At 65.7% G+C, this 13,711-nt stretch carries 13 protein-coding genes; 3 read left to right on the top strand and 10 right to left on the bottom strand.

Annotated elements, in window-relative coordinates; all coding sequences use genetic code 11:
• Positions 1 to 3 precede the first annotated feature (3 nt).
• The 3 genes from F2P45_RS13315 to F2P45_RS13305 form a co-directional block, all read right to left on the bottom strand.
• Positions 4 to 564 carry a DUF805 domain-containing protein gene (locus F2P45_RS13315; protein WP_166875478.1) on the bottom strand — a complete coding sequence of 187 codons (561 nt, stop codon included), beginning with the start codon at positions 562 to 564 and terminating at the stop codon, positions 4 to 6.
• A gap of 137 nt (positions 565 to 701) precedes the next feature.
• Entirely contained in the window at positions 702 to 1,814 is a 1,113-nt protein-coding gene (locus F2P45_RS13310) for an ABC transporter substrate-binding protein (protein WP_370663245.1), read from the bottom strand.
• Complete coding sequence (locus tag F2P45_RS13305) at positions 1,811 to 2,020, bottom strand: hypothetical protein (RefSeq protein ID WP_166875475.1); 210 nt, start codon at positions 2,018 to 2,020, stop codon at positions 1,811 to 1,813. Before F2P45_RS13305 ends, F2P45_RS13310 begins: the two co-directional genes overlap by 4 nt.
• Positions 2,021 to 2,035: 15 nt before the next feature.
• On the opposite strand from F2P45_RS13305, the gene F2P45_RS13300 reads away from it, so the two are divergent.
• Together F2P45_RS13300 and F2P45_RS13295 are read left to right on the top strand one after the other, a co-directional pair.
• Positions 2,036 to 3,463 carry an RtcB family protein gene (locus tag F2P45_RS13300; protein ID WP_166875473.1) on the top strand — a complete coding sequence of 476 codons (1,428 nt, stop codon included), beginning with the start codon at positions 2,036 to 2,038 and terminating at the stop codon, positions 3,461 to 3,463.
• A 55-nt stretch (positions 3,464 to 3,518) separates the two neighbouring features.
• The gene (locus tag F2P45_RS13295; RefSeq protein WP_166875470.1) at positions 3,519 to 3,899 is read left to right on the top strand and encodes a hypothetical protein; all 381 of its coding nucleotides are present in this window, start codon (positions 3,519 to 3,521) and stop codon (positions 3,897 to 3,899) included.
• Positions 3,900 to 3,942: 43 nt separating this feature from the next.
• On the opposite strand, the gene F2P45_RS13290 is transcribed toward F2P45_RS13295, so the two are convergent.
• The 6 genes from F2P45_RS13290 to F2P45_RS13265 form a co-directional block, all read right to left on the bottom strand.
• On the bottom strand, positions 3,943 to 4,386 hold the full coding sequence (locus tag F2P45_RS13290) for an Hsp20/alpha crystallin family protein (protein ID WP_166875467.1): 444 nt from the start codon (positions 4,384 to 4,386) through the stop codon (positions 3,943 to 3,945).
• Positions 4,387 to 4,589: 203 nt separating this feature from the next.
• Positions 4,590 to 5,435, bottom strand: coding sequence for a universal stress protein (locus tag F2P45_RS13285; RefSeq protein WP_166875465.1), 846 nt, complete (start codon positions 5,433 to 5,435; stop codon positions 4,590 to 4,592).
• 119 nt (positions 5,436 to 5,554) lie between these two features.
• Positions 5,555 to 7,849, bottom strand: a complete 2,295-nt coding sequence (locus F2P45_RS13280) for a xanthine dehydrogenase family protein molybdopterin-binding subunit (protein WP_166875462.1) — start codon at positions 7,847 to 7,849, stop codon at positions 5,555 to 5,557.
• A complete protein-coding gene (locus tag F2P45_RS13275; RefSeq protein ID WP_166875460.1) occupies positions 7,846 to 8,874 on the bottom strand; it encodes an FAD binding domain-containing protein in 1,029 nt (342 codons plus the stop codon). The genes F2P45_RS13280 and F2P45_RS13275 overlap by 4 nt, the downstream gene beginning before the upstream one ends.
• Positions 8,871 to 9,425, bottom strand: coding sequence for a (2Fe-2S)-binding protein (locus tag F2P45_RS13270; RefSeq protein WP_166875457.1), 555 nt, complete (start codon positions 9,423 to 9,425; stop codon positions 8,871 to 8,873). Before F2P45_RS13270 ends, F2P45_RS13275 begins: the two co-directional genes overlap by 4 nt.
• A 131-nt stretch (positions 9,426 to 9,556) precedes the next feature.
• Entirely contained in the window at positions 9,557 to 9,787 is a 231-nt protein-coding gene (locus F2P45_RS13265; RefSeq protein ID WP_166875455.1) for a hypothetical protein, read from the bottom strand.
• Between the two features lie 223 nt (positions 9,788 to 10,010).
• Between F2P45_RS13265 and F2P45_RS13260 the strand changes: the two genes are divergently transcribed.
• Positions 10,011 to 10,376, top strand: coding sequence for a hypothetical protein (locus F2P45_RS13260; protein WP_166875452.1), 366 nt, complete (start codon positions 10,011 to 10,013; stop codon positions 10,374 to 10,376).
• Positions 10,377 to 10,387: 11 nt separating this feature from the next.
• Here F2P45_RS13260 and F2P45_RS13255 read toward each other — a convergent pair whose 3' ends face one another.
• A complete protein-coding gene (locus F2P45_RS13255; RefSeq protein ID WP_166875450.1) occupies positions 10,388 to 13,684 on the bottom strand; it encodes an amidohydrolase family protein in 3,297 nt (1,098 codons plus the stop codon).
• Positions 13,685 to 13,711: the final 27 nt, after the last annotated feature.

Below are 13,711 nucleotides of genomic sequence, written 5' to 3'. Positions count from 1 at the left end.
CGCTCAGTCGGCGTCGTCCAGCGGCGGCACAGCGTCGACGGCGTACCCGGCATGTTCGACTGCCGCCTTGATCGTTGCCTCGAATTGCTCGTGAGTCGACAGACCGATCACGGCGCACAGCGCGTACGCAAGCATCAGCGCCCAGGCCGACATGACCACCTCTGCGGGATTCGGTTCCGGTGCCGGTCCGAAACGGTTGCGGCCGGAGTCACCAGGTGCAAAAAGCAGGTAAATCGCCAATCCGATATTGAGCACCGGTACTAACAAAAGGGTGGACCATCCAGCGGCCCGGCCCAGATCGTACAAACGCCGCTGCGCAACCAGCATGGCGACGCTGAGCGGGGTGGCCATGATGATCAGGAAACCAATTGGCGAGTCCGAAGGCAGCAGCATGAACAGCCCCAACGCCGCCAACAGCGCCAGCATGGGAACCACCGTTCCATAGACGAGGTAGCGCATGCGTCCGATACGTCCGCGCATGGCGAGCATGGGGGGCTGGTAGGTGCCGGCGTCGCTGGCTGGCGCACCGATGGGGTTGTGGGGGGCGGTGTACGGATTATCCAATGGGCGCTCCGGAGAGTTGGATCAAGTTGAAAGAACGCGTCGGCTGATTGGCAATCGCAGTTGCGATTGTAACAATTTTACGCCAACCTGGCTCGTCTCAACTCACCGCGGCGACAGGGATGCGGCCCCGGCCCCGGTTAGTACATCAGGCGGCCGTCCCGCTTGAACAGGGCGATATCGACGAATTCGGACATGGTGCTCTTGCGGTCGGACGACTGGATCGTCATGCCGCCGATATCGATCGGGGTGCGGCTGGCGGCGATGGTCTGCAAGCCGCCTTTGCCGGCGGCCTCCATCTGAATCACCTTGACCAGGGTCTTGGCGACCGCAAAACCTTCGAGCGTGATGGACGATACCGGCTCGTCGCGGAACTTCTTCATCATGTCGATATGCTCGGATTGCAGTACCGAGGCGGTGCTGCCCGGATTGGGCACGACCTGCGAAAACACGGTCCACTCGGTGGCGCGCGCGCCGGCGATTTCGCTCAAGGTGGCCAGGTTGATCAGCGAGGTGCCGGCCACGAAGGTGCTGGCGTCGTGCTTGCGGAAGGCCTTGAGGAACTGCGAGGCGCCGATCGTATCGGCGATCATCAAGACCACCTTGGCGCCGGACGCGCTCAACTGCCTGGCGTCGGCGTCCATATTGGGCGACACCCGCACCGTACCGGCCAGGCTCATGCCGCGCTTGCGCAATTCGTCGCCCACCATCTTGTAGGTCTTCTGGTTCTGCGCCGTGTCCTGCAACACGATGCCGACTTTTTTGAGCCCCAGCTTGTCGAAGTAGGCGAGGATGAACTGGCACTCGTGCTCCATGCTCGGACGCCAGAAAATCACGCGTCCGCGCGGCGCCGCGAAGGCATCGGTCAGCGGCGCGAACAGCACGTGGCGCGATTCGGCGAATGCCGGCGCGGCCAGGATGGCCTGGGTCGACTCGGGACCGATCGCGCCCAGCAGGTAGCCGACCCGGTCCTGCTGGATCAGCGACGTGGCCAGCCTGGCCGAATCGGCCGCCACGCCGCGGTCGTCGCGCACGGTGTAGACGATCTTCTTGCCATTGATGCCGCCCTTGACGTTGATGCTGTCGAAGTAGGTGGTGATGCCGGCCACGTAATCGCGGCCGATGCTGCCGTTCGGGCCGGACAGGTCGATGGCGTGGCCGACCACGATTTGCGCGGAGGCGGTCGCGCTGGTGGCCAGCAGGGTGACACAAACGCTCATTGCCAGCCACAGGGCACGGATACAGGACTTCACGGTCGACTCTCGGGGATGAAAACCGCAATCGTACAGATGGGGTATGACAGGGTGATGACGCGCTGCAACATTGATTTCATTTTCACCTCAACAATATCGAAAACACCACATCGCGGCGTTCGGCTGATATAATCCGCGTTCTTCGTTGTATTGGCTGCTGCCTCTGAAGAAACCGCCTTTTCGAAGGTGCGTTTTTCTTCGTCCACAGAAAGCAGCCAAACATGAGCACTACCGTCCCGGCCAAACGACTGGCCAAAGCCCTCGCCTCCCACAACATCTTCGCCGAACGCGAAGGCAATATCCTGCGCGTGCAATCGACCGTACAAGCGGACGTACGCGCCGAAATCCTGCTGCCCGAGAGCCTGCCGCTCGAAGCGAAAGCGGTCAGCCAGCTGCTGGCGTTCGCCGGCATGCGCCACCCGCTCGGCGGGCACGTTTGCCGCGCCTGCGCCACGCCCGACTTCCATCCCGGCGCGCCGGTACCGGTCGGCAGCATCCTGGTCACCAACCATGACTTCGTGGTGCCCGAATCGATCGGGCGCGACATCAACTGCGGCATGCGCCTGCACGTGATCGACGTGCCGCTCGAACGCTTTTTGGCGCACAAGGAACGCCTGGTGGCGCTGCTCAAGGGCGACCTGCTGGAAGCGGCTCGCAATGTGCCGACCACCCCGGCCGCCATGACGGCACTGTTTGCCGACGGCCTGGGCGCCTTCTGGCGCGCCATGCGCAACACGCGCGAAGGCTTGTTCGAGAAAATCGACTTTGCCCAGGTCGAAGCGGAAACGGCGCGCCTGTTTTCCGCCTCGCACGTCAAAGGCAATCCCGCCTGTGCGCCCGAAGCGCTGCAGGATACCCGCCGCGGCCTGCTGCGCGATCCGGGCCTGGCCACGCTCGGCGCCGGCAACCACTTCTGCGAGTTTCAGCATGTGGCGCAGATACTGGACCGTCACCGCGCCTTCGAGCTGGGCGTGCGCCCCGGGCAGCTGGCGCTGATGGTGCATACCGGCTCGCGCGATGTGGGCTCGTACATCGGCACGCGCTGGATGGACCGCGCAAAAGCCGAATGGCCGGCCGGCGTCAAGCATCCGGAGTCCGGCCTGTATGGCCTGTGCGGGCCGCTGGCGGCCGAATACCTGACGGCGATGCACGCCGCCGCCCACTACGCCGACGCCAACCGCGCGCTGATCGTGGAACTGGTGCGCCAGCGCATCCGCCAGGTGTTCGGCGACCAGTCGATGCCGCTGGTGTGCGACGTGCCGCACAATATCGTGCTCAGTGAAGCGGGCGGGAATGTGCACCGCAAGGGCGCCACGCCGGCGCATGCCGGCCAGCCCCTGCTGATACCGGGCTCGATGGGCGACGACTCCTACCTGCTCGATGGACTCGGGCACGAACGCTGGGCCAGTTCGGCCAGCCATGGCGCGGGACGGGCCGTGTCGCGCACGGAGATGGCGTGGAAGTCGAAGCACGATGGGCCGGCCGGCGCACAACGGCCGTTCGAATGCATCACGCTGCGCGAGGAACGCCGCATCGAAGAGGCGCCCGGCGCGTACAAGCCGATCGGGCCGGTCATCACGTCCCAGGTCGAGGAAGGCCTGGCGCGCCCGATTGCGCGCTTTTCGCCGCTGCTGACCTTCAAGGCGTGAGGGCACTGTGGGCAACCGGAGCGGCATGCGGGCGCCCGGATTCCCGGGGCCCGGCATGACAGTGACGGCAAACTTGCTAAACTGGCATTTTGTATCTCTATCTCTAGAATGCCGGTTCATGAAAATAGCGCTTCTGTTTGTTCTCGTCGCCGTGATCGCCGGCGGCGTGCTGTTCGCCAGGGTGTACCAGGAGAACCGCCGCCGTATCGATTGCGGCATGCAGGCCAATACCGTTGCCGGCATTGCGCTTCGGCGCGACAAACGCGCCACGCGCGACGAGGTTCGTGCGGCGGTGAGCGGAACGGATTCTAAAGCCCGTTCCGCCGCGCAGCTCGAATCCATGCTCGATGCCGTCTACGTGCACGGCATCGGAAAATCGTTCGAAGAAATACGCAACATCGCCTGGGAGCAGTGCGACAAGAATCCGGAGCGTTGACAGCGCGCCGGTGCCTGTGCGCCTGTGCGCGCCCTGCCGCCTGTTACTGGACGGTCAGGCGCTTGGCGCCGCCACCCGGCTTCTTGGGCAAAGTCAGCTCAAGAACGCCGTCGCGGCAGGTTGCCGTCGCCTTCTCGTCGTCCACACTCTGGGGCAAGGTGAAGCTGCGGTACTGCTGGCCGTGAAAGCGCTCGCGCCACATGCTGCTGCCCTCCTTGCGCTCCTGCTCCTCGGTGACATCGGCGCTGATGGTCACTTCGTTACCGTCAACCGACACCTTGACGTCTTCCTTTTTCACGCCCGGCATGTCGGCCCGTACCACGAAGGCCTGGTCGGTTTCGCTGACGTCCATGCGGATATGTTCGCTGTCGAACGCGCGCAAGGGGCGCATCAGGTCGAAGGCGTTGAACAGGCTGTCGATATTGCGGAAAGGGTCCATCCGGCTGAGCGGGGTACCGGGATCGAAACGGGTGAGATGATTGGCCATTGCTTTCTCCTTCAGTTGGGTTGCTCGGATTGCGGATTGGCGGCCGCGGGTCGAGGGCTGCCATGCCGTCAGGGGTCCGATCATAAGGCGCTCGATGACCGCACTTTCTGACGCAGGTCAAATGCGCACCACTTCCTCGTGCGCTGGATTGATGGCGGCACAAAGTGCCAGCGCCCGCCATGTGAGGCGGGCGGCAGCGGGCGTCAGGCCGCCATGAACACAGGCAAGGTCATCGACTTGAGAACGGTGCGGGTGACGCCGCCGAGCAGCAATTCGCGCAGGCGCGAGTGGCCGTAACACCCCATGACCAGCAGGTCCGCACCGCGTTCGCCGGCCAGCGCCAGCAAGGCTGCGCCGGCGTCGCTCTCGTCGTCGCGCAGCACCAGTTCGGCCCGCACGCCGTGGCGCGCCAGCGCCTGGCCGATGGCCGTGACCGGACGCAGGCTGGCCCCGCCCCCGCTCTGGAGAGAGCCGGCGTCGAAGATCGCCACATCGACCGCGCTGGCGCGCCGCAGCAGCGGCAAGGCGAAGCGCATGGCGCGCCCTGCTTCGCGGCTGCCGTTCCAGCCGAGCAGGATGCGCCGGATCGGCCATGCTGGCGCCTGCGCGTGCGGCACCAGCAGCACCGGCGCCCCGCTGGCTTTGGCCACCTCGGCCGCCAGCCCGGGCGACGGCAGCGATGCGCCCTGCACCGCATCGGCCTGGCCCAGCACGCACAGGTCGCAGTAGCGCGCCAGCGCGCTCAGGCTCAAGCGCGGCTCTTCGTCGACGGCGCGCCGCTCGTAGCCGGCCAGCGCGAAGCCGGCCGCGACGCTCTCGAACTGGTCGAGCCCGGCTGCGGTGCGTTGGCGCAGCGTGTCGAGCACCGGCGCGATGGAGGGATTGAGGTTGTTCGTGACCACGGTCTCGCGCAGGAAGCGCGAGACGTCGCTGCTGGCCAGGCCGATAAGATGGGCCTGCTCCACCTGCGCCAGCTCGGCCGCATACGCATAGCAGGCCCCGGCATTGGGTTCGTCGCCGACGTGCACGACGATCGTCTTGTAGCTCATGATTGCCCTCCCCTGATCCACATTGACTGTATGACGCCGGTCAGGTCGGGGTTTGAGACGAATCAAAGTGCGCATCCGAACCAATCGGCGCGCATGGTGACACGCGCCGATGGGCGCGCTTACGGCGCCATCACCTTGTCGGGCGTCATCGGCGTGCTGCGTACGCGGCGGCCGGTGGCGTGATAGATCGCATTGCAGACCGCCGCCGCCACGCCGACCTGGCCGATTTCGCCCACGCCCTTGGCGCCGAGGCGGCTGACGATGCGGTCGTCCTCTTCCACGAACAGCACGTCGATATCGTGGATGTCGGCGTTGACCGGCACATGGTATTCGCCCAGGTTGTGGTTCATGAAGCGGCCCAGCCGATCGTCGGACTGGGTTTCTTCGTGCAGCGCCTGGCCGATGCCCCACACCACCCCGCCGACGATCTGGCTGCGCGCCGCCTTGGCGTTGATGATGCGCCCGGCCGCAATGGCGCTGACCACCCGCGTCACGCGCACCGTGCCGAACGCTTCGTCGACCCTGACCTCGACGAACACCGCAGAGTGGGTGGCGCGCAGGTACTTCTGCTGCTTGAGCATGTTCGGCAGCATCATGTACTTTTCTTCCATGCGCTCGGCGCCGTCGAATGCCAGGATCGCCTGCAAGGACACGGCCTGCGCCGGCTGCGCGCGCAGGCGCAGGCCGCCGCCGGCAAATTCGGCATCGTCGAAGCTGGCCTTGGCGAACGGCGAATCGGGCATCTTGCGGGCCAGCTTGAACAAGCTCTTTTTCAGCTTCTCGCACACGCCCTGCACCGCCGAACCGACCGTGGCCACGTGCGACGAGCCGCCTTCTACCGGCGCGACCGGCAGGGTCGAGTCGCCGAGCTGGAAGCGCACCCGTTCCAGCGGCATGCCCATGGCGTCGGCGGCGATGATGCACATCGCCGTATAGGTGCCGGTGCCGATATCGGTGGCCGCGCTGGAGACGACCAGCTTGCCGTCGGCATGCAGCACGGCGCTGGCGCGCGCGAACATCTGCATCGCGTCCCACATGCCGGTGGCCATGCCCCAGCCGATCAATTCGTGGCCTTCGCGCATGGCGCGCGGCTCGAGCGGGCGCTGGGCCCAGCCGAAGCGCGCCGCGCCCTGCTCGTAGCAGGCGCGCAGCTCCTTGGTCGAATACGGCAGGCCGTCGGTGGGATCGATGCCGGCGTAGTTTCGCAGGCGTAGCGCGAGCGGGTCCATGTTCAGTTCGTACGACAGTTCATCCATCGCCACTTCGAGCGCGTGCACGCCGTGCGCCGCGCCGGGGGCGCGCATGTCCATCGGGCTGAAGCGGTCCAGCGCCACCAGCTTGTAGCCGAGGCGGATATGCTCGCAGGCGTACAGCTGGCCCGACCAGTTGACTACCACTTCCACGTAGTCCTCGTTGCGCGAGGTTTCGGCCAGCGCTTCGTGGATGATGGCCGTCAAGGTGCCGTCCGGACGCGCGGCCAGGCGCACGCGCTGGATGGTTTCGGGGCGGTGCCCGAAGCTGAACATCTGCTGGCGCGTGAGCACCACGCGCACCGAGCGTTCCAGCTTGAGGGCGGCCATCACGGCCAGCGCCAGCTGGTACTGCGGCCGCAGGCCGGAACCGAAGGCACCGCCCACGTAGGGATTGCGCACGGTGACTTTGTCCTTGGACAGGCCGAACACGTGCGACACATACCAGCGGCTGTTTTGCGAACTCTGGGTCTTGTCGTAGATGGTCAGGTGGCCGTCGTCGGCGCGCACCACGGTCGAGGCGAACATTTCGAGCGGGTTGTGGTGCTCGACGCCGCTGTAATACTCGGCTTCCATCCGCACCACGGCCTTGTCCCACATGTCGTCGGCAAAGCCTTTCGGTTCGGGCGGCGGGGTGTAGCCGGCTTTCAGGCGGCTCGGCTTGTGGCTGCGCTCCATGTGTTCGACCAGGCTGGTTTGGTGCTCTTCCACCTCGTAGGCGATCCGCACCAGCGAGGCGCCATGGCGCGCCGCTTCGAACGTCTCGGCCACCACCAGCGCGACCGGCTGGCCGCTGCTGTGGATCCGGTCGTCGTAGAGCGGGCGGAATGGCGAGCCGCCGGGGGCGGTCATATCCTTGTAGAACAGGTCGAAGGAGCGCAGGCGCGGACGGTTCTCGTGGGTGATCACCTCGATTACGCCGGGCAAGGCCAGCGCCGCGGCGGCGTCGATCGAGGCGATGCGCCCTTTGGTGACGGTGCCGCTGACGACCACGCCGTACAACAGCGGATCGGCTGTATGCGCGGCCGGGTGTTCGGCGGCGTAGCGCGCCTGGCCGGTGACCTTGTCGCGGCCATCGACGCGCGAGACGGCCATGCCGATGGTGACAGGGCCGGTGCCTTCGTCGGCGACCGGGGTGCGCAGTGCGTCAATCAGATCGGTCACAGTGACTCCTTGCTGTCCGGTGCATGCATGTTGTCGATGGTGCCGGCGGCGGCCTGTTCGAGCGCGCGCACCACGGCGCGGCGCGCCATCGGAATCTTGAAATCGTTTTGTCCCTGGCCATGGGCGCCGGCCAGCAGCAGGCCGGCGCAGGCGTCGAAAGCGGCGCTGCCGGCGGGTTTGCCGACCAATAGCATCTCGGCTTGCGGCACGCGCCACGGTTTGTGCGCCACGCTGCCCAGGGCCACGCGCGCGGCGCGCACGATGCCGTCGGGGCCGATGTCGAGCGCGGCGGCGACGGACACCAGCGCAAACGCGTACGAGGCGCGGTCGCGGAACTTGAGGTAGGCCGAGTGGGCGGCATACTCTGCGCCCGGCGGCAGTTCGATGGCGGTGATCAGTTCACCGGGCAGCAAGGTGTTGTCGCGCTCCGGATTGGCGCCCGGCAGGCGGTGAAAGTCGGCAAAGTCGATGCGCCGTTCGCCCTGCACCGAGCTGACGTGGACCACCGCTTCCAGCGCCGCCAGCGCCACGCACATGTCCGACGGATGGGTGGCGATGCAATGCTCGCTGGCGCCCAGGATGGCGTGCTGGCGCGTCAGGCCGCCGATGGCCGAACAGCCGCTGCCCGGTGCGCGCTTGTTGCACGGGACGGCGGTATGGTAAAAATAGTGGCAGCGCGTGCGTTGCAGCAGGTTGCCGCCGTCGGTGGCCATGTTGCGGATCTGCGGCGAGGCGCCGGCCAGGATCGCCGCCGACAGCAGCGGGTAGCGGGTGCGCACCAGCCGGTGGTAGGCGGTATCGGCATTGCGCGCGGTGGCGCCAAGCAGCAGGCCGCCTTGCGCCGTGGGCGCGATGGCGTCCAGCGCCAGGCTGTTGATGTCGACCAGGGTGGTGGGGCGCATCACGCCCTCTTTCATCAGGTCGACCAGATTGGTGCCGCCGGCGATGAAGGCGGCGTTGACGCCGGCGGCGCAGCGCAGCGCGTCGGCATTCGCCTGCGGCGCGTGGAAGGTGACCGGGTTCATGCGGGCACCGTGCCGGGAATGGCAGGACGGTCGGGATGGTCCTTGTGATCGGCCAGGCCCATCACCCCGGTGACGGCGGCCACGATCTGCGGGTAGGCGCCGCAGCGGCAAACATTGCCGCTCATGAGTTCACGCACCTCGGCCACCGTGCGCGCTTCGCCTTCGCGCAGCAGGCCGATGGCCGAACACAGCTGGCCGGGCGTGCAATAGCCGCACTGGAAGGCGTCGTGGTCGATAAAGGCTTGCTGCAGCGGATGCAGCCTGGTCCCGTCGGCCAGGCCTTCGACGGTGACGATCTCCTTACCGTTCTGCATCACCGCCAGGGTCAGGCAAGAATTGATGCGCTTGCCGCCGACCAGGACGGTGCAGGCGCCGCACTGGCCATGATCGCAGCCTTTCTTGGTGCCGGTCAGGCCGGCGCGCTCGCGCAGCAGGTCGAGCAAGGTGACCCAGGCTTCGACCTCGACCTGGTGCTGCTGTCCGTTGATGCGCAGGCTGATGGGATAGGTGGTGGCGGCCGGCGCGTGCGCGGCCTTGATATGGACGTCCATGAATAGTCGACTCTGCTTGTGTGGGAGCCAACTTTATCCAGAATGCCCATCTTGATCTGTTAGCGAACGAACGTTCGTAACAATCGGTAATTTATTTGTGTGTCGCACAAGTCACAAAACAGGGGAACGGCTTATCCGCAGCTTCCCTTGACGCTGTTGTTTTGATGGAACTGCTCCCAATCGGTCAGGCGCCGGGTCGCCGCGCCCAGCAGCACGCGCTCGACTACGGCGGCCGGAATGTCCGATGCGCGGAAGTACGCCAGCGCCACCTGGCGGCTCAGGGTGCGGTCGTACGTGACGCCAAGATCGACCAGGAGCGACAAGCCGCTGTTGTCGCATTGGCGACGATCGGGAGCATTCAATTGGTGAGCCTTTCTGGTGGGGTCCATCTACCCCTTTTTACAATAGCCGAGATTTATCATGTCCACAAATAGCGCTTTGCTATTGATGATTTTCCAACCGGAAATCTACACCATTTTTCATGACTCCATTCATTCTGATGCTCGAACAACTGTTGCTTAACTGTGTTGGCGAACTTCATGCAGCAGTGATAAATTGGCCACTTTTGGTAAGTGAGGAGGCGTGATGGAACGCTATGAACGCCACTTCGTGTCGCAGCGAATTGGCAGAGCCATTGGCGCGGTGGAGTTTGATGGGGATGGGATGGGCGTGGTGGAAATCAGCGCGCCGGAGGGGCCGGCACGCATGCTGTTTTCGTTCACACTCAGCGGCGGGCCGGACACGCATGCGCCGACACCGGCCCTGGCCGAAGTGCTGCTGCGAACGGCAATCTCGCAGGTGCACAAGGAAATCCTGAAGCCGCCGCCGGGGGGCAGCGACGAAAGCCGCTGCCTGTCGAACCTGTGCCCGCCGTGGATTGGCGACCTGGAAGTGGCGCCGTACGGCGGCGCCACTTCCGGCTACGCATCCCAGGCAAACCGGGAGCCGTAGCCGGCCTGCCGTCAGTGGCCGGTGTGGCGGCCGTCGCCGTGGCTGTGGCCGACCGTCTCCACTGGCGCGCTGGTCCCGTTCACGCCTTCGAAGAAGAAGGGTTTACGCGCCTTGGGCGTGGCGCCGACCTCGTTCATGGTCGCCGTCTCGTACACGCGCCCGCCGATCATCACATGCGTCAGGCGGTCGGAGCTGCGGATATCCTTGACCACATCGCCGTCGATGATCGACAGGTCGGCCAGCTTGCCCACTTCGAGCGAGCCGACATCCTTGTCCAGGCCCAGATAGCGCGCGCCGTTGAGGGTGGCCGAACGAATCGCTTCGAGCGGCGTCATGCCGCCCTGGACCAGCGACCACATCTCCCAGTGCGCGCCCAGCCCTTCGCGCTGGCCGTGCGCGCCGATATTGACCGGCACGCCCACGCGCTGCAAGGCCGTCGCCGTGCGCGCCACGCGGTGCACGTTGAAGTCTTCTTCCGGCGCGGTTTCGCGGCGGATCGAGCGCGGTTCCAGCACCGCGCGCGGCACGTAGCGCGACAGGATCGGATGGCGCCAGACATCGGTGCGCGCGTACCAGTAATGCTCGCCGTCGAGGCCTCCGTACGACACCACCAGGGTCGGCGTGTAGCCCACCCTGGTCTGCGACCACAGCTGCTTGACGTCGTCGTAGGCGTCTTCCACCGGAATCGAATGCTCGACGCCGGTGTGGCCGTCCACCACCATCGTCATATTGTGCTGGAACAGCGAGCCGCCTTCGGGCACCACCATCATGCCGGTCTGGCGCGCCGCCTCCAGGATTTGCTGGCGCTGTTCGCGGCGCGGCTGGTTGTAGCTCTTGACGCTGATCGCCCCGCCCGCTTTCAGGCGCCGCACGTGGGTGAGCGCGTCGTCCAGGCTGTCGACCGGCGCGGCGAAGTTGCCCTTGGCGCCGTACAGGATGGTGCCGGTCGAATAAATGCGCGGGCCGACCACCTGCCCGGTGCGCTGCAATTCGCTGTGGGTGAAGACGGTGCCGGTCTCGTTGGACGGGTCGTGCACGGTGGTCACGCCGAAGGCCAGGCCCGCGTAGTCGACCCAGCTTTGCTGCGGCACGATGCCGTCTTCGCCCATGGTGCCGTGCCAGTGCGCGTCGACCAGGCCGGGGATGACGCTTTTTCCCCTGGCGTCGATGCGCGTTGCGCCGCTTGGGACGGCAATGTCGGCCGCCTGGCCGATGGCGGCGATGCGCTTGTCCTTGATGACGATGCGGCCGTTCTCGATCACTTCATCGCCATTCATGGTCACGATGCGCGCACCGTCGATGACTACGGTGGCGCGCGGCGCGCCCGATTGCGCGCGAAAGCCGATCCTGAGGCCCGGCTGGGCCGCCAGCGCGCTCAATCGCAGTTTTTCCTTTTTGGCGTCCGGGTCGCTTGGCGCAAAGGCGTTTTTGAGCTCGCGCGTGAACAGCTGGTCGCCCAGCGAATAATGCAGCGCGCCGCTGTCGCCCGACCAGTGCAGGTAGTCGCCGGCGTCAAGGTCGAGCTGGCGCACCGGCAGGGCTTCGGTCTTTTCGCCGATGGTGATGACCTTGCCGGCCATCGGCATCGGCGCCACCCAGGTGTGGAAACGCTCGCCGTAGGCCAGCCAGGCGCCGTCCGGCGAGAGGCTGAAACTGGTCACGAACTCGCCTTTGACGATGGCGTGCTCCTCGTGTTTGTCGAGGCCGATGCGCACCAGCGAGGTGGTGGTATCGACTTCGTTGGCGCTTACCGTGCGCGTGACATACACATGGTTGCTGTCGCCGGCGTACTGCGGCGCGCGGCCGTCGTCGGTGACCAGCACCGGCTTGCCCTTGCCATCGCTGGCGACCTTGTAGACGCCCGTCTCCAGGCCGTGCCATGGGCTGAGCAGGAAGCGGCCCTGCCCTTTGACGTAGACCACGTCCTTGCCGTCGGGCGAGAAGGCCGGCTCGATGTATTTGCCGGGCGTGCTGGTGAGCGTGGTTTCCTTGCCGCTTTTCAGGTCGATGGTGCGGATCGAACCGAGTTGTTCGTCATCCCAGGTGGCGAACACGATGCGCTGGCCGTCGCGCGAGAATTTCGGAAAGTATTCGAAATGGTCGCCCTGGCGCGTCAGGCGCCGTGGCTCGCCGTTGGGCAAGTCGCGCACGTATATGTGGCCGAGCGCCGAGTAGACCACCTTGTTGCCTTGCGGCGCCACGTTGACCCAGCGCAGCTGGCGCACGTCGAACTGGTCGGGTGCGACCGCGTGCGGGAAACGCAGCGCTTCGCGCACCTCGCGCGTGTCCTTGACGTGGAACGGAATCTCCCTGGCCGATTTGGCAAACGGATCGACGCGCCATATCTTGCCCTTGGCCCAGACCACGATCTCTTTGCTGCCCGGCATCCAGCTGAACGCGGGATACACGCCGTGGATGGCCCAGGCTTCCTGCAGGTCGCGCTCCAGCCCGCTCCAGGCCGGCGTTTCGATGCCGCTGGACAGGTCTTTGAGGAACAGGGTCGACTGGTTGCGCACGCGCCGCACGAAGGCCAGGTATTTGCCGTCCGGCGACGGGGTCGGCCGCACCGCGCCGCCCGGACCGCTCACGAAGGGCTTGGTCTTTTCTTCTTTCAGGTCGCGCCGGAAGATCTGGTAGATCTGCGCATTGGAATTCTTGTTGTACTCGAATGCGGTGCCGCCGGTGGTGTCCTGCGAATAGTAGACGTAGCGGCCGTCCGGCGAAAACGCCGGCTCGCCCAGGTCCTTTTGCCAGTTCGGCTTTTCGTTCAGCTGCACCCCGCCGCCCTGCGTGTGGAACATCCAGATTTCGCCGGAACCGAGCGAGCGGGTGCCGGAATAATGTTTGCGCGCGGCGATGTACTTGCCGTTCGGATGCCATACAGGGTTGTTCAGCAGGCGGAACTTTTCCTTGCTCACTTCGCGCGCGCCGCTGCCGTCCACATTCATGATCCAGATGTTGTCGCCGCCGGCCGCGTCCGACATGTAGGCCAGTTGCTTGCCGTCCGGCGAAAAGCGCGCCTGCATTTCCCAGGCCATCGAGTGGGTCAGCGCGGTCGCTTCGCCGCCGCCGATCGGCAGCAGGTACAGGTCGCCCAGCAGGTCGAACACGATGTGCTTGCCGTCCGGGCTGACGTCGACGCTCATCCAGGTGCCGGTGGCGGTGTCGATCTTGACGGTGCTGGCCGGGCCGGGAGGATTGTTGACATCCCACTTTTTTTTGTCGGTGCTGCTGTCGTCGGCGGCGATGGTGCCGGACGCGGATGAGGCCAGGATGGCGGCCAGGACGGTGGCGCGAAGTGGATGCATGAGACTCTGTAGAGAATGGGTTGACGG

It is taken from the genome of Massilia mucilaginosa (assembly GCF_011682145.1).
Taxonomy (GTDB): domain Bacteria; phylum Pseudomonadota; class Gammaproteobacteria; order Burkholderiales; family Burkholderiaceae_D; genus Telluria_A; species Telluria_A mucilaginosa.
Note: the sequence above shows the minus strand (reverse complement) of the source record. Positions and strands in the feature narration are given on the sequence as shown.